Source organism: Streptomyces sp. NPDC012827, assembly GCF_042900905.1.
Taxonomy (GTDB): domain Bacteria; phylum Actinomycetota; class Actinomycetes; order Streptomycetales; family Streptomycetaceae; genus Streptomyces; species Streptomyces gulbargensis.
This window is the reverse complement of sequence record NZ_JBIBBY010000010.1, coordinates 123,682-138,390: the sequence shown is the minus strand read 5'-3', so window position 1 is coordinate 138,390 and position 14,709 is coordinate 123,682. Positions and strand designations below refer to the sequence as shown.

Here is a 14,709-nt window from a genome sequence, read left to right as displayed (position 1 = left end):
GTCCTCCTCACAGCTCTCGGAGGGCGGGCAGGAGGGTGGTCTCGGCCCAGCGGAGGAAGGGGAGCTGCTGGGAGCCGCCGATCTGGACGAGGGCGAGGTCGGTGAAGCCCGCCTCGGCGTAGGGCCGGACGGCCTCCAGGACCGCGTCGACGTCGTCGCCGCAGGGGATGTTCTGCGCCACGTCCTCCGGAGTGACGTACGCGGTGGCCTGGTCGAAGCCGGACGGCAGCGGCAGCTCGGCGTTGAGGCGCCAGCCCCCGAGGGACCAGCGGAACTGCTCGTGGGCGCGGGCGACGGCTTCCTCGCGGTCGGCGCCGTAACAGATGGGCAGCTGCCCGATCCGGGGCTTGCCCGCCCCGCCGTGGGTGTCGAAGGCGTCGATCAGGTCCCGTTTCGGCTCGGTGGCGATCAGCAGGTCGCCCAGGCGGCCTGCGAGTTCGCAGGAGCGGGAGCCGGAGACGGCGATGCCGACCGGCGGCGGGGTGTCGGGGAGGTCCCAGACCCGGGCGTTGTCGACCTGGAAGTGCTTGCCGTGGTGGGTGACGTATCCGCCGTCGAACAGCGCGCGGATGATCTCGGTGGCCTCTTCCAGCATCTCCAGGCGCACGCGGGCGGAGGGCCAGCCGCGACCGACGATGTGCTCGTTGAGGTTCTCGCCCGAGCCGAGGCCGAGGCGGAAGCGGCCCTCTGACAGGAGCTGGAGGGTCGCCGCCTTCTGGGCGATCACGGCGGGGTGGTAGCGGAAGGTCGGACAGGTGACGTACGTCATCAGCGGGATGCGGGAGGTGGCCTGCGCCGCCGCGCCGAGGACGCTCCAGGCGTACGGGGCGTGCCCCTGGGACTCCAGCCAGGGGAAGGAGTGGTCGGAGATGACGGAGAAGTCGAATCCGACCCGTTCCGCCTCGACCACATGGTCGACCAGCTCCCGTGGCCCCGCCTGCTCGGTCATCATCGTGTAGCCGAAGTGCATCATGACGGGCGACTTGCCAGGGCCGCCGCTCCCGAAACGGGCCGGAAGGGCCCATTCCCTCCGCCGGCGGCGGGAAGGGGGCCCGTCCGCGCCCGGGTGGAGGCCCGTCAGCGCGTCTCAGCCGCCGCCGGCCGGGGCCACCGGCCGTCCCGCGCGCAGCTCCACGGCGGTGCCGCCGAACCGTTCGCGGAAGCGGCGGTCGTGCGAGACGGCGACCACGGCCCCGCCGAACCGGGCGAGGGCCGTCTCCAGCTCCTCCACCAGGCCGGGGGCCAGGTGGTTGGTCGGCTCGTCGAGGAGCAGGAGGCCGGCGGGGCGGGAGACGAGCCGGGCCAGTTCCAGGCGGCGGCGCTGCCCCACGGAGAGCACGCGCACCGGAAGGCACAGGTCCTCCTCCCGCAGGAGGCCGAGCGCCAGGAGCTCGTCCGCGTACGTGTCGGGGTGCCCGGGGCGGCCCTCCGCGTACGCGTCGAGGACCCGCCGGTGCGGGACGGCGCCCCGCGGGTCCGGGCCGGGCTCGGGGCGCAGCTCCTGGGCCAGGTGGCCGGTGGGTACGGAGAGGCGGACGGTGCCGGTGTCGGGCCGCAGCTCGCCGGCGAGGAGCCCGAGCAGCGTGCTCTTCCCCGCGCCGTTCGGCCCGCTCACCAGCAGCCGGTCGCCGGCGTGGACCCGCAGCTCCTCCACGGCGAGCCGGCCGGCGACGGTGACCCCGCACAGCTCGGCGAGGGGGGCGCCGTCCCCCTGCTCCTGCGGCTCCTCCGACCCGGGCGCGGGGGCGAACCGGCCGCGGAAGGTCAGCGGCTCGGGCGGCGGGGGAACCGGGTCGCGGCGCAGTTCCTCCAGACGGCGTCGGGCGGCCCGCACCTGTCCGGACAGCTTGTTCTCGTGGGAGCGCCGGTGCTTGCCGAAGCCCTGGCCGGGGTCCCCGCCGGTGGTGGCCAGGCGCCGGCCGGAGGCGGCGACGAGCTCCTCGGTCCGGGCCAGTTCCTCCCGCCACTCCTGGTGGTCCTGGACCCGCCGGCGGTGCGCCGCGGCCCGGGCCTCACGGTATCCGGCCCAGCCGTCGCCGTACCGGGTGACCGCACGGGTGTCCCGGTCCAACTCCAGGACGACGGTCGCGGTGGACTCGAGGAAGGCCCGGTCGTGGGTGACGACCACGGCGGTGCCGCGGTGGCGGGCGATCCGGTCCTGGAGCCGGCGCACGGCGTTCCCGTCGAGGTGGTTGGTCGGCTCGTCGAGCAGGAGCAGCTCGGCGCCGGAGGAGAGGACGCAGGCGAGGGCGAGCCGGGCCTGCTCGCCGCCGGAGAGGGTGGCGAGGCGGCGGACGGGGGTGAGGTGGCCGACTCCGAGGTCGTGCAGGGCCGCGGCGACGACGGCGTCGGCCCGGTGGCCGCCCAGCTCCTCGTAGCGGTCGAGGAGGTCCCCGTACGCGGCGAGCTCCTCGGGCCCGGCATCGGCGAGCCGCTCCTCCGCTGCGCGCAGCTCCGCCTCCGTCCGGCGCAGCTCGGCGAGGGCGAGGTCGACGGTGTCCCGGACGGTGTGCCCGGGGCCGACGCCGTACGTCTCGCCGAGGGTCTGTCCGAGCCGGGCGACGGTGCCGGGGAAGCGGACGAGGACCTCGCCCTCGTCCGGGCTCTCCGTGCCGTCGAGGAGGCGCAGGAGGGTGGACTTCCCGGCGCCGTTCTCGCCGACGACGAAGGCTTTCTCGCCGGGCCGGACGGTGAAGGAGACGTGGTCGAGGAGGAGGCGGTCGCCGTAGGAGAGGCTGACGTCGCGCAGGGTGAGCTGGGCGCGGTCGCGCATGGTGATGTCCCGGGGTGGGTTCGTCGGATTCGGGCGCGCGAGGGACCGGCCGACGCGCCGCACGACCGTCACGGGTCATGGGGCGGGGCCGAGTCCGGGGGCCGGAATCAGAGGAAGAAGTAGTACGAACCCATGGGATCGAGGGTAACAGCGGGGCCTCACCGGCTCACGGGGATTTCGGGAGCGGGAGCGCCCCCGGAGGAGCGCCGGACCGGGAACCGGCTCGTTCCGGGGGCGTCACAGGAGGTTGCCGAGCGGCCCGAGGTCGATGTTCAGGTCCTCCGGCTCCAGGCCGAAGCGGTCGCGCAGCAGGGCCATCCGGTCCTCCAGGAGCATGAGGGTCAGGCCGAGCCGCTCCTCCTGTTCCTCGGTGAGGTCGCCGGACTCGACCCTGCGCAGGGCTTGGCCCTCCATCAGCCGGCGCAGCAGTTCGACGACGGTCAGGACCAGTCGGGCCAGATCGCGCTCCACGGTGTCGGGGTCGAGTTCGACGCGGCGCGGCCGGGTCGTCATGGGCTCACCTGCCTCCACGGGGACGGCACGTTCTCGCCGACCGCGCTGATGAGAGCCTTCAGGTCGACGCGTACGAGGTCGATGTCGGCGATCCGGAGGGTGATGTCCCCGGCGAGGACCACCCCGCCGGCCAGGAGCCGGTCGAGGAGGTCGACCAGGGCGATCTCCCGTTGGTCGGTCATGGTCCGGTTCCCTCCTCGGGGCCGGTCCGGGTGAAGGAGTAGGGCACCCAGGGGCCGGTGACCTCCACGCGAAGACCGGTGTGCAGGTCGTCGGGCGGGGGGAGCGCGTCACGGAACCGCTGTTCCCCGTCCTCGGGGACGAGGTACGCGGCGTTGAGCACGTTGCGGCCGGGGACTTTGGAGAGCCGGGCCTGCTGGGGCGGGTGGAGGACCGTGTCGGCGGCGGCCCGGGCCAGTGCCTCGTGCAGGTGGCGGGCGGTACGGGCGGCCGCGTCGTCCGCGTCCTGCCGGGCCCGCTGCTGCCCCAGCCGGCGGCGCAGGTAGTCGCGGCCGGAGCCGGCCCGGTCCGGGCGGTCGCCTCCGGCGGGTTCGGCCACGGGGGGAGCCGCCGCCTCGTCCACGTACAGCTTGACGCCCCACTCGCGGGCTCCCGCCAGGCGGTCGAGCGCTTCGAGGAGGCGCTCCTCCCCCTCTTCGAGCAGGCGGCGCACGCCGTGCTCGCCGCGGCAGACGGTGGCGAGCCGCAGCGGGACGACGGTGGTGTGCCGGCCCGCCTCGGCCACCACGCCGTGGTGGGCGCGGGCCACCCGGGCGAGCCAGTCCAGGTCCTCGAGCCGCTCGCGCAGGGGCGCCTCGTCGAAGTCGGTCGCGGGGACCTTCTCGGCGAGCGCGGTCAGGCCCCGGTGGTCCACGGTCGTCAGGCCTTCGCCGAGGGTGTCGCCGGCGGGCGGGCCGGCGGCCCCGGGGGACCGGACGACGGCGTACACGTACCAGAGGTTCTCGTCGTTCATCGCTCCTGCCTCGTTCCGGGCTCGCTCCCGTTTCCCTGCCGTCTCACGCCTCCCTCGCCTCCAGTTCGGCGATACGGCGCCGCAACTCCTCGTTCTCGCGGCCGAGTTCACCGCTGCGGGCCCGGGAGGACAGGGCGGGATCCTGCTCCCACCAGTCGATGCCCATCTCCTTGGCGCGCTCCACCGAGGCGACGACGAGGCGCAGCTTGATGGTGAGGAGTTCGATGTCGAGGAGGTTGATGCGGATGTCCCCGGCGATCACCACGCCTTTGTCGAGGACGCGTTCGAGGATGTCGGCGAGGTTGGCCGACTGGGTGTCGGGGGGCCGAGGCAGCCCCGAGGGCATCGTCATGCCGTCTCCTCCCGGTCACTGTCGTGGGGTGCGGCGCGGCGCCCCCGCCGCCCGGTGAGGCGGCGGAGGCGCTCGGCGGCGGAGGTGGCGACGGCGTGCGCGGTTCCGCTGGCGCGGCCGGCCGCGCGGGCGACCGCCAGGGTCAGCGCCGCCAGGCGGCGGCCGCGCGGCGAACCCGCCCGGCGGGCCGCGCCGAGCGCGGGGTGGTGGGTCATGGACTTCATTGGATTCCCCTCACCTCCAGTCGGGCCAGGAGCTCGTCCTCCCGGCGGTCGAACTCCTCCTCGTCGATCTCCCCGGCCTCGAACGCCTCGACCAGGGCGGCGAGTTCGCGTTGGACGACGGCCGGGTCGTAGTACTCCCGCTCGGCCACCTCGACGACCTGCCGCAGCACCCAGGCCGTGCCCCGTACCGGGGCGGCGGGCAGGAGGAGGACTTCCCGGAGCAGTCCCATGGTCAGCCCGCTCCGGCGAAGCTGTACGGGGGCAGCGGTCCCGTCACCTGCTCGCGCAGGTGCTCGTGCTCCTGCCGGAGGGCGCGTACGGCCTCCAGGAACTCCTCCCGCCGTTCGCGTTCCACGAGGAACGACAGGTTGGCGAGGTGCCCGGTGTTCTCCGGGCCCCGTACCACCGCGGCGGCGTAGGGCGCGAGGGTCTCCTCGACGAGCGCGGCGTCGGTCCTCTCGCGCTCGGCGACCGCCCGCGCGACCCGCTCACCGAAAGCGATCTTCTCCTCGTGGGTGCCGCCGCCCGCCGCGCGCTGCGCGGCGTGCAGGGCCATCAGGTCCGGGTCGGCGGTGACGACCAGGTGCAGCACGCTCTCCTCGTCGTGGTGCACCTTGACGTTGAACTCGTCCTTGCCGTCGAGGGCCTTGAGCCGTTCGAGGTAGCGGTCGTGGTGCTCCGCCAGGATGTCGGCGACGGCCGCGTCGTCGGGGGCGATGCCGCCGAACCGGAGGGGCAGGACGGGTCCGTCCTTGCCCGCCGTGATCACGACGTGCTGGTGCGCGAGCAGGTCGCGCCGCTTCGCCTTGGGCTGGGCCGGGGCGTCGCTGCACAGGGCCACCAGGTCGCCGCTGCGTACGGTGCGGACCGGGCTCGGCGGGTCACCGATGCCTTCGATCGGCTCGGGGAGCGTCCGGTCGGCGGACGCGATGCCGTAGACGTAGGTGCTCATTCCTTCTCCTCCCGGCGGCTCGAGCCGCGCCCGCGCGTCCCGCTGCTCGCCTTCTCCTCGACGGCCTCGTCACGTGCCTGGTGGAAGGCGTCGGAGATGGTCTGCGCGGCGCCGCCGAGCGCGCCCTTGGTCTTGGCCCGCGCGCCGGACTCGGTGAGGTCACCGACCAGGTCGGGCAGGCCGGGGTTCTTGTGGGGGCCGGACTCCAGGTCCAGCCGGTTGCACGCCTCCGCGAACCGGAGGTAGGTGTCGACGCTCGCCACGACGACACGGACGTCGATCTTCAGGATCTCGATGCCGACCAGAGAGACGCGGACGAACGCGTCGATCACCAGGCCGCGGTCCAGAACCAGTTCGAGCACGTCGTACAGTCCGCTGGAGCCGCCTCCGGAGGCGGCAGGGGCGGTCTGGGCAGGAACGACAGTCATGCTTCTCGGTCTCCCTCTCGTCTCGGGACGGACGTCGGGGGCGGCGGGGGCGGGGCGCGTCTCAGCGCCGGTCGGCCCGCCCGCGCTCGTAGCGGCGGGCGCGGCGGTAGCCGAGCAACTGCCCCTCGGGGTCCGCCTGCACCTCGTACGAGGCGAGCAGACTCATGGTGTCCGGAACGCGCCGCAGTTCCACGACTTCCACCGTCAGGCGCCAGTCGCCGTTCTCGTGGCGCTCGCAGGAACTCACGGCCTCCGCCGGCTGGTCGAGCAGCTGCGCGAGCTGTTCCGTCGCCGTCCGGATGACCGTGCCGACCGGTGCGGACCGATTCCGCGCCGGGCGCTCCGCGTGCTCCGTCTCCGCCTCGCTGTCCGATCCGTCGTCCGATGAACGGGTCATACCTTGCTCCTCCTCCGCCTTACCGGGTCCATTCGCGACAAACCAGTTGATGTGACTCCTTTTCACGAACGTCTCCGGGACGTCCGGACGGGCACTCCCGTTCCGCGTGCCCACCGCGTGCCGCTCCACACACATCCACCGGCACGACGAGGACGTGTCCGGTGAACGGACAGCCTCTTGACCCGCCGTGGCCCCGGCCACTACGTTGCAGCTCACACGACCCGCGAGCACGAGAGGAGGCGACCGTCGGATGTACACGAGCTCCGACCTGAGGCGCCTCACTCACAGCACGGTCTGGGTCCACGGCCGCATCGCGCACGGCCACTGACGACGCCCCCTTCGTGACGTGCCCTCTCCGTGGCACCTGACGACGCGTCCTCCTTCCCTCTCCTCCCTTTCCCTTTCCGGTACGTCTCCGTGTCGTGCCGTGCCGCGCCCGCCGCCGTCCCGGTGCGCCTCGAACACAGAAAGCTGTCCGCCTTGCCTCACCTGCCGAACCGACCGACCCCTCACCGGAACGCGGGCCCGTCGTGGTAGCGCCGCGCATCACGGTCAACGGGACCGCGACACCGATCGCCCCGGCCGAACCCCACACCACCGTCCTGGACTTCCTCCGCGAGCGCGGCCTGACGGGCACCAAGGAGGGCTGCGCCGAAGGGGAGTGCGGCGCCTGCGCCGTCCTGGTGGCCCGCCCCGGGGTGCACAAGCCCACCGACTGGGTGGCGGTCAACGCCTGTCTGGTGCCGGCCGCGGCGCTCGACGGCCAGGAGATCGTCACCTCCGAGGGTCTCGCCACCGCCGGTGAGCCCGGCACGCCTCCCGTGCTGCACCCGGTGCAGGAGGAGATGGCGCTCCGGGGCGGCTCCCAGTGCGGTTACTGCACACCGGGATTCGTCTGCAGCATGGCCGCCGAGTACTACCGGCCCGACCGCTGCCCCCGCGGGGCCTCGACGGCGGAAGGGAGCGGCGGCGGGCACGACCGCGACGCCGGGGACGGTACGCGGCACGCCGACGCCGAGCACGGTCCGAACGGCTTCGACCTGCACGCGCTGAGCGGGAACCTGTGCCGCTGCACCGGCTACCGGCCGATCCGGGACGCCGCCTTCGCCGTCGGGACACCCCCGGACGAGGACCCGCTGGCGCGCCGCCGTGAGCAGGCGCCGCCCGCTCCGGTCGCCACCGCCTACACCCGGGGCGATAGCGCCTTCCTGCGCCGCGACACCCTGGCCGACACCCTGCGGCTGCTGCGCGAGCGGCCCGACGCCGTGGTGGTCGCCGGCTCCACCGACTGGGGCGTGGAGGTGAACATCCGCTCCCGGCGCGCCCGTTGTGTGATCGCCGTCGACCGGCTGCCCGAACTGCGGGAGCTGAACGTCACGTCCGGGTACGTCGAGATCGGCGCGGCGCTCACGCTCACCGAGATCGAGCGCCGGCTCGACGGCTGCGTACCGCTGCTCGCCGAGCTGTTCCCGCAGTTCGCGTCCCGGCTCATCCGCAACGGCGCCACCCTCGGCGGCAACCTCGGGACCGGGTCCCCCATCGGGGACAGCCCGCCGGTGCTGCTCGCGCTCGAGGCGACGGTGGTGCTCGCCGACGCCGACGGTGAGCGCGAGGTCCCGCTGGCCGAGTACTTCACCGGGTACCGGCAGAGCGTGCGCCGCCCCGACGAGCTGATCCGGGCGGTCCGCGTCCCGCTTCCCCTGTCGCCGGTCACGGCCTTCCACAAGATCGCCAAGCGGCGCTTCGACGACATCTCCAGCGTGGCGGTCGCCTTCGCGCTGGACGTCCAGGACGGCATCGTCCGCAAGGCGCGGATCGGCCTGGGCGGCGTGGCCGCCACCCCGATCCGTGCCCTCACCACCGAGGCGGCTCTGGAGGGCGAGCCGTGGACGGCGCGGACCGCCGAGGCGGCGGCCACACTGCTGCGGGCGGAAGGCACGCCGCTGGACGACCACCGCGCCAGCGCCGCCTACCGCTCGGCGATGCTCGGCCGGAGCCTTGTGAAGCTGTACGCGCGAACCACCGAGGCGGTGTCGTCATGAGTCATCTGTCCGAACGCCCCGAGAAGCCGGTCGTCGGGCTTCCCCTGCCGCACGAGAGCGCCGTCCTGCACGTCACGGGCGCCGCGCTCTACACCGACGACCTGGTCCACCGGACCAAGGACGTGCTGCACGCGTACCCGGTGCAGGTGAGGAAGGCCCACGGCCGGATCACGGCGCTGCGGACCGCTCCCGCGCTGGCCGTGCCCGGGGTGGTCCGCGTGCTGACCGCCGCCGACGTGCCGGGCGTCAACGACGCCGGGATGAAGCACGACGAGCCGCTCTTCCCCGACGAGGTCATGTTCCACGGCCACGCCGTCGCCTGGGTGCTCGGCGAGACGCTGGAGGCCGCCCGGCTCGGCGCCGCGGCCGTCGAGGTGGAGCTGGAGGAGCTGCCCTCGGTGATCACCCTGGAGGAGGCGATCGCGGCCGAGAGCTTCCACGGCGCCCGTCCGGTGATGGTGACGGGCGACGTCGAGGCGGGCTTCGCCGACTCCGCCCACGTGTTCACCGGCGAGATCCAGTTCTCCGACCAGGAACACTTCTACCTGGAGACCCACGCGGCACTGGCGTACCTCGACGAGTCCGAGCAGGTCTTCGTCCAGAGCAGTACTCAGCATCCGTCGGAGACGCAGGAGATCGTGGCGCACGTGCTCGGTCTGCGCAGCCACGAGGTGACCGTGCAGTGCCTGCGGATGGGCGGTGGTTTCGGCGGCAAGGAGATGCAGCCCCACGGCTTCGCGGCGGTCGCCGCCCTGGGCGCCAAGCTGACGGGCCGGCCGGTCCGGGTGCGGCTCAACCGGACCCAGGACCTGACCATGTCCGGCAAGCGGCACGGCTTCCACGCCGCGTGGCGGATCGGCTTCGACGCCGAGGGCCGCGTCCAGGCCCTGGACGCCACCCTGACGGCGGACGGCGGCTGGAGCCTGGACCTCTCCGAGCCGGTGGTCGCCCGGGCGCTCTGCCACATCGACAACACGTACTGGATCCCCCACGCGCGGGTCGCCGGGCGGGTCGCCCGGACGAACAAGGTGTCCAACACCGCCTTCCGGGGTTTCGGCGGCCCGCAGGGCATGCTGGTCATCGAGGACATCATGGGGCGGTGCGCGCCGCTCCTCGGCCTGGACCCGACGGAGCTGCGCGAACGCAACTTCTACCGGCGGGGGCAGACGACTCCGTACGGGCAGCCGGTCGTCCAGCCCGAGCGGATCACCGCCGTCTGGGACCAGGTCAAGCAGAACGCGGGTCTCGCCGAGCGCCGCCGGGAGATCGCCGCCTTCAACGCCGCGCACCCGCACACCAAGCGGGCGCTCGCGCTGACGGGTCTGAAGTTCGGCATCTCCTTCAACCTCACCGCCTTCAACCAGGCCGGCGCGCTGGTGCTGATCTACAAGGACGGCTCGGTCCTGATCAACCACGGCGGCACGGAGATGGGGCAGGGGCTCCACACCAAGATGCTCCAGGTGGCCGCGACCACCCTGGGCGTCCCGCTGCCCAAGGTGCGGCTGGCCCCGACCCGTACCGACAAGGTGCCCAACACCTCGGCCACCGCGGCCAGCGCGGGCGCCGACCTCAACGGCGCCGCGGTGAAGAACGCCTGCGAGCAGCTGCGCGCCCGGCTGCTGGGGGTGGCCGCCACCCGGCTGGGGGCGAACCCCTCGGACGTACGCATCGTGGAGGGCGTCGCCCGCGTCCTCGGCGGCGACGCGGAGCTCGCCTGGGACGATCTGGTGCGCACCGCCTACTTCCAGCGGGTGCAGCTGTCGGCCGCGGGTTTCTACCGGACCGAGGGCCTGCACTGGGACGCCGGGACCTTCCACGGCTCGCCGTTCAAGTACTTCTCGCACGGCGCCGCCGCGGCCGAGGTGGAGGTGGACGGGTTCACCGGCGCGTACCGCCTCCGGCGGGTGGACATCGTGCACGACGTGGGCGACAGCCTCTCCCCCATGATCGACATCGGTCAGGTCGAGGGCGGTTTCGTGCAGGGGGCGGGCTGGCTGACCCTGGAGGACCTGCGCTGGGACACCGGCACGGGGCCGGACCGGGGCCGGCTGCTGACCCAGGCGGCGAGCACGTACAAGCTGCCGAGCTTCTCCGAGATGCCGGAGGAGTTCCACGTCACGCTGCTGGAGAACGCGGCCGAGGAGGGCGCGGTGTACGGCTCCAAGGCGGTGGGTGAGCCTCCGCTGATGCTGGCGTTCTCCGTGCGGGAGGCCCTGCGGGAGGCGGTCGCCGCGTTCGGGCCGGGCGGGATCGCCGTCGAGCTGGCCTCGCCGGCGACTCCGGAGGCGGTGTACTGGGCGATCGAGGCCGTCCGTCGGGCCGGCGCCGGCGGTGCCGTGGCGGCCGGTCCCGGGGCCGGTGGCGTGGTCCCGGCCGGTGCGGAAGCGTTGAGCGGTGCCTGACAGCACGTGGATCGGCGCGGTCGCGCGGTTGCGGGAACGCCGGGAGCCCGGTGTCCTGGTGACCGTCGCGACCGTGCGCGGTCACGCTCCGCGCGACGCCGGCGCGAAGCTCGTGGTCGGCCGGACCATGACGTGGGGTTCGATCGGCGGCGGCAACGTCGAGGCGGTCGCCATCGACCGGGCGCGGGCCATGATCGAGGCGGCGGAGACTAAGCCGGAACTGATCGACTTCGCCCTGAACGACAAGGTGACCAACGAGTACGGCGTGCAGTGCTGCGGCGGCGCCGTCTCCGTCCTGCTCGAACCGCTGCCGGTGGTCCGGGCGGTCGCGATCTTCGGCGTCGGTCACGTCGGGCTCGAACTGGCCCGGATCCTGGCCCGCCACGACCTCGACCTCCACCTGATCGACAGCCGCGCCCACGTCCTCGCCGAGGAGCGGCTCGGGGTCCTGGCGGACGCGGTGGCGCGGGTCCGCGTCCACCACACGCCGCTGCTGCCGGAGGAGGTCCTGGAGGACCTGCCGGACGGCGCCCACGTCCTGATCATGACGCATGATCACGCCGAGGACGCCGCCCTGTGCGACGCCGCCCTGCGGCTGCCCCGGCTGGGTTCGGTCGGGCTGATCGGGTCGGCGGCCAAGTGGGCCCGCTTCCGCGGGCGGCTCGCCACCGAGGGGGGTCACGACGAGGCCGCCATCGGCCGGATCAAGACGCCGATCGGCCTCGCCGACATCACGGGCAAGCAGCCGGCCACGATCGCGGTGAGCGTCGCGGCCGACCTGCTGCGCACCTTCGAGTCCGAGGGGGCGGGCGCGGGGCGGGCCTAGGCCGAGTCGCGAGCCCGGCAAGATCGGCCGGACACCCCTGGACGAGTGAGTCCGAAGTGCGGGTCGGTGGTCGTAGGCGGTGAGTGACGTCGAGGTGCTGGGAGACGTGGCCCTTGTCGCCTCGGGCAGGCAGGGGAATGCGGCGGTCAGCCGGCGGCGGGCGAACCGCAGCCAACTGGTCCCCGAGGAGAAGCCGAGGACGGCCTGCATGACCGCGAGGGTCAACAGCTCGGCATCCGTCAGCCTCGGTGGGCGACCCGATCGCCGCGTTCCTGCCAGAGCGTCATCGATCCTCACCTACGGTGCTGTCGCGAGGGTCTCGTTGGTTCGTCGTCACAGACGAACCCACGAGACCCTCGCTTCATGCACCTGAGGACTTTGAACTTACCGGTCTAGCTGCCGGCGCTCCTGCGGCGTCGCACCCACCACGTCAGCGCGCCGCCCACGACCGCGAGGGCCGCGGCCACGCCGGCGATCAGGCCGAGGGGGCTGCTGCTGCCGGTGTCGGCGAGATGGCCGTCCGGGTCCTTCGCGGGCGGAGTCGTCGGGTCACCGCCGGGCGTGGACGGGTCCGGGGCCGGGGTCGACGGGGTGCCGGTCGGCTTCGGGTCGTCCGGGCCGGTCGGGGTCGGCGTCGGCTTCGGCTCCTCCGGGCCGGTCGGGGTCGGCGTCGGCTTCGGCTCCTCCGGGCCGGTCGGCGTCGGCGTCGGCTTCGGCTCCTCCGGGCCGGTGGGCTGCTCGGAGCTGGATCCACCGAGGTAGGCCGTCTCGCCGCCCTGGTGGGTCACCTCCGTCCGGACGGAGCTCTTGGTGGTCTTGTCCAGGCCGCGGTGCTGGGTGTCGAACTCGACGCGGCTGATGTTCCGCTTCGGCGCCTTGGAGAAGTCGACCCCGCCCATCGAGAGGATCCACACCTTGCCGCTGTAGACACGCTCGAACTTGTAGTCACCGTTCTTGAACGAGTGGACGTACTTGTCGTAGACGGTCTTCTTGTCCCAGTTCTTGTTCTCGCCCCTGAGCGGCCACCGCTTGACGTCGTTGCTGTTGATGATCTCGCGGAAGTCGGTGGGAGCCACCGCGTCCTGGCGGCGGATGTACTCGGCGGCCACTCGCGAGGAGTAGACGCGGCGCAGGTCGGCGTAGGACGCGTCGTCGTTGACCCGGCGCTCCAGCTCCGGCTGGATCATCGTGAGGATCAGCGCCTCGGCCTGCCTGGTCTGCGCCTCGGTGAGCTTGCAGCCGCCGGTCGGCACGTCGGGTCCGGTGGGGACCTCCATGTTGACCTTCAGCGGCGCGTCGAGGATGTAGATGCCGCCGTCCTGCTCGCGGATCTTCGCGGGCTTCGGGGTGATCCACTGCCGGATGACCGGCAGGCACGGCATGCCTTCCGGCGTGCGGGGCGCCGCGCGCCAGAAGCGCTCCCCGCGCTCGTACTTGTCGGGGTTCATCGAATCCGCGTAGTCGTGCTTGAGGGTGAGGTCCGCCTCCAGCAGGATGCGCCCGGCGTCGGTCTTGGCGAACTCCTTGTCCATGATCACGTCGGGGCGGATCGGGTTGAGGTTGACCCAGAACTTGTCCGGGGTCAGGGCGAGCCAGGTGAAGAAGGCGTCCGAGGCGAGCTGGAGCTTGGCGTCACCGCCGTAGCCGGGGTTCGCGTCCGGGTCCTGGACGTAGTCGGCCTTCATCGAGTAGTCGAGGCCCTTGCCCTTGACCGGGGTGCCGACGTAGTTGATCTCCAGAGTGGAGAAGTCGATGCCGCCGGGACCGCGGTTGAAGTAGCCGCCGCGGTTGTTCTGGTCGTAGATCTTCTGGAGCCGGCGCGCTTCCTCGACCGTCTTTCCGGACCGCAGGGCCTGGTCGATGATCGGTCCCCGGCCGCCCTTGAGCGGGTCGGGGTTGAAGCGATTGTCGTACTTCGTGTAGACGTTCGGCTTCTGGGTGCGCTCGATGGCGTTGGAGCGGCGTTCGTAGACCCCGGCCTGGCTGCGGTTGGTATTGCGGTCCCTCTTCATTTCGTCGTCGAACTGCCTGATGGCGTCCTTCGTCCACTTCTCGGTCGCGCCGCCGGTCAGGTACCGGAACGTCGACTTGGGGTACTGCTTGGCGATCTGCTTGTCCGCCTTCAGCTGGTCCCTCTCGACCTTGCCGTTGGACTTGATCTCGACCTTGCGCTCGGTGCGCGTGTTGTGCGCGTCCACGACGCGGTAGCGCTTCTCGCCGTTCTCGTCGATGTACTCGATGACGTCCTGGCAGATCCAGTCGGGGCCGACCATGTTGTACTTCTTGACCATGCGGGCCTCGAAGGCGTCACCACGGCGCGGGTTGCCGTGGTTGCCGACGTACTTCACGTCGAGGAAGCGCTGGAAGTCCTTGTAGCCCGTATTGTACTGCGCGTTGTACCGGGCATAGATCTCCATGACCTTGTCGGCCGGATTCTTCGACTTGTTGAACGCCTTCTCCCACTTGCGGTAGTCGGAGCCCGCGGCCTCCTTCTGGGCCTCGGTCGGCGGCAGCACGCCGTCGTACGCCTTGGCGGGGTTGTCGTACGTGTAGTTCTCGTCGGTCGGCCACGCGTCGTACGGCAGGTTGGCCGGCGGCCCGGAGTTGGGCGGCGTGGTGGGCAGCTTCGTCCCGAGGTACTTCTCGTCGCACCGCATCGTCTTGACGTTGGGCCGCTTCACGGCCTGTGCCTCGTCGAGACCGGGCAGACCCGTCAGGGTCATGGCCGCCGCGGCGATGAAGGCCGGCGCGAGGCGCGGCCACACCCGCCGACGGCGTGTGGAGTGTTGTATGTGCATGCTCACTGACTTCTCCCCCTGGGAGCCCC

15 protein-coding genes are annotated in these 14,709 nt (G+C 72.4%); 3 read left to right on the top strand and 12 right to left on the bottom strand.

What is annotated here, in order from left to right; all coding sequences use genetic code 11:
• Positions 1–7 precede the first annotated feature (7 nt).
• The 11 genes from ACFY60_RS22405 to gvpO form a co-directional block, all read right to left on the bottom strand.
• Entirely contained in the window at positions 8–973 is a 966-nt protein-coding gene (locus tag ACFY60_RS22405; protein ID WP_309050815.1) for an LLM class F420-dependent oxidoreductase, read from the bottom strand.
• 114 nt (positions 974–1,087) lie between these two features.
• A complete protein-coding gene (locus ACFY60_RS22400) occupies positions 1,088–2,773 on the bottom strand; it encodes an ABC-F family ATP-binding cassette domain-containing protein (protein WP_388613298.1) in 1,686 nt (561 codons plus the stop codon).
• A 237-nt stretch (positions 2,774–3,010) separates the two neighbouring features.
• Entirely contained in the window at positions 3,011–3,286 is a 276-nt protein-coding gene (locus ACFY60_RS22395; protein WP_309049431.1) for a gas vesicle protein K, read from the bottom strand.
• Positions 3,283–3,468: a gas vesicle protein gene (locus ACFY60_RS22390; protein ID WP_345282944.1), complete on the bottom strand. Its 186-nt coding sequence runs from the start codon at positions 3,466–3,468 to the stop codon at positions 3,283–3,285. The genes ACFY60_RS22395 and ACFY60_RS22390 overlap by 4 nt, the downstream gene beginning before the upstream one ends.
• Positions 3,465–4,259, bottom strand: a complete 795-nt coding sequence (locus ACFY60_RS22385) for a GvpL/GvpF family gas vesicle protein (RefSeq protein WP_388613300.1) — start codon at positions 4,257–4,259, stop codon at positions 3,465–3,467. The genes ACFY60_RS22390 and ACFY60_RS22385 overlap by 4 nt, the downstream gene beginning before the upstream one ends.
• A 43-nt stretch (positions 4,260–4,302) precedes the next feature.
• Complete coding sequence (locus ACFY60_RS22380; RefSeq protein ID WP_309049434.1) at positions 4,303–4,611, bottom strand: gas vesicle protein; 309 nt, start codon at positions 4,609–4,611, stop codon at positions 4,303–4,305.
• On the bottom strand, positions 4,608–4,835 hold the full coding sequence (locus ACFY60_RS22375; protein ID WP_389459163.1) for a hypothetical protein: 228 nt from the start codon (positions 4,833–4,835) through the stop codon (positions 4,608–4,610). Before ACFY60_RS22375 ends, ACFY60_RS22380 begins: the two co-directional genes overlap by 4 nt.
• The gene (locus ACFY60_RS22370) at positions 4,832–5,065 is read right to left on the bottom strand and encodes a gas vesicle protein GvpG (RefSeq protein ID WP_388613304.1); all 234 of its coding nucleotides are present in this window, start codon (positions 5,063–5,065) and stop codon (positions 4,832–4,834) included. Before ACFY60_RS22370 ends, ACFY60_RS22375 begins: the two co-directional genes overlap by 4 nt.
• 2 nt (positions 5,066–5,067) lie before the next feature.
• Entirely contained in the window at positions 5,068–5,787 is a 720-nt protein-coding gene (locus tag ACFY60_RS22365; protein ID WP_388613306.1) for a GvpL/GvpF family gas vesicle protein, read from the bottom strand.
• Positions 5,784–6,215 carry a gas vesicle structural protein GvpA gene (locus ACFY60_RS22360; RefSeq protein WP_388613307.1) on the bottom strand — a complete coding sequence of 144 codons (432 nt, stop codon included), beginning with the start codon at positions 6,213–6,215 and terminating at the stop codon, positions 5,784–5,786. Before ACFY60_RS22360 ends, ACFY60_RS22365 begins: the two co-directional genes overlap by 4 nt.
• A 61-nt stretch (positions 6,216–6,276) precedes the next feature.
• Entirely contained in the window at positions 6,277–6,612 is a 336-nt protein-coding gene (gene gvpO / locus ACFY60_RS22355) for a gas vesicle protein GvpO (protein WP_388613309.1), read from the bottom strand.
• A gap of 530 nt (positions 6,613–7,142) precedes the next feature.
• On the opposite strand from gvpO, the gene ACFY60_RS22350 reads away from it, so the two are divergent.
• From ACFY60_RS22350 to xdhC, 3 genes are read left to right on the top strand one after another with little or no spacing between them, the layout of a single operon-like run.
• Positions 7,143–8,654: a xanthine dehydrogenase small subunit gene (locus tag ACFY60_RS22350; protein WP_388613311.1), complete on the top strand. Its 1,512-nt coding sequence runs from the start codon at positions 7,143–7,145 to the stop codon at positions 8,652–8,654.
• Positions 8,651–11,056: a xanthine dehydrogenase molybdopterin binding subunit gene (gene xdhB, locus ACFY60_RS22345; protein ID WP_388613313.1), complete on the top strand. Its 2,406-nt coding sequence runs from the start codon at positions 8,651–8,653 to the stop codon at positions 11,054–11,056. The genes ACFY60_RS22350 and xdhB overlap by 4 nt, the downstream gene beginning before the upstream one ends.
• Positions 11,049–11,882 carry a xanthine dehydrogenase accessory protein XdhC gene (xdhC, locus tag ACFY60_RS22340; protein WP_388613315.1) on the top strand — a complete coding sequence of 278 codons (834 nt, stop codon included), beginning with the start codon at positions 11,049–11,051 and terminating at the stop codon, positions 11,880–11,882. Before xdhB ends, xdhC begins: the two co-directional genes overlap by 8 nt.
• 392 nt (positions 11,883–12,274) lie before the next feature.
• Here xdhC and ACFY60_RS22335 read toward each other — a convergent pair whose 3' ends face one another.
• Complete coding sequence (locus ACFY60_RS22335; protein WP_388613317.1) at positions 12,275–14,680, bottom strand: hypothetical protein; 2,406 nt, start codon at positions 14,678–14,680, stop codon at positions 12,275–12,277.
• Between the last annotated feature and the right edge of the window lie 29 nt (positions 14,681–14,709).

Coding starts and splice junctions, on each gene's coding strand:
- ACFY60_RS22405 (WP_309050815.1), bottom strand. CDS start 973: ATGATGCACTTCGGCTACACGATGATGACCGAGCAGGCGGGGCCACGG.
- ACFY60_RS22400 (WP_388613298.1), bottom strand. CDS start 2,773: ATGCGCGACCGCGCCCAGCTCACCCTGCGCGACGTCAGCCTCTCCTAC.
- ACFY60_RS22395 (WP_309049431.1), bottom strand. CDS start 3,286: ATGACGACCCGGCCGCGCCGCGTCGAACTCGACCCCGACACCGTGGAG.
- ACFY60_RS22390 (WP_345282944.1), bottom strand. CDS start 3,468: ATGACCGACCAACGGGAGATCGCCCTGGTCGACCTCCTCGACCGGCTC.
- ACFY60_RS22385 (WP_388613300.1), bottom strand. CDS start 4,259: ATGAACGACGAGAACCTCTGGTACGTGTACGCCGTCGTCCGGTCCCCC.
- ACFY60_RS22380 (WP_309049434.1), bottom strand. CDS start 4,611: ATGACGATGCCCTCGGGGCTGCCTCGGCCCCCCGACACCCAGTCGGCC.
- ACFY60_RS22375 (WP_389459163.1), bottom strand. CDS start 4,835: ATGAAGTCCATGACCCACCACCCCGCGCTCGGCGCGGCCCGCCGGGCG.
- ACFY60_RS22370 (WP_388613304.1), bottom strand. CDS start 5,065: ATGGGACTGCTCCGGGAAGTCCTCCTCCTGCCCGCCGCCCCGGTACGG.
- ACFY60_RS22365 (WP_388613306.1), bottom strand. CDS start 5,787: ATGAGCACCTACGTCTACGGCATCGCGTCCGCCGACCGGACGCTCCCC.
- ACFY60_RS22360 (WP_388613307.1), bottom strand. CDS start 6,215: ATGACTGTCGTTCCTGCCCAGACCGCCCCTGCCGCCTCCGGAGGCGGC.
- gvpO (WP_388613309.1), bottom strand. CDS start 6,612: ATGACCCGTTCATCGGACGACGGATCGGACAGCGAGGCGGAGACGGAG.
- xdhB (WP_388613313.1), top strand. CDS start 8,651: ATGAGTCATCTGTCCGAACGCCCCGAGAAGCCGGTCGTCGGGCTTCCC.
- ACFY60_RS22335 (WP_388613317.1), bottom strand. CDS start 14,680: ATGCACATACAACACTCCACACGCCGTCGGCGGGTGTGGCCGCGCCTC.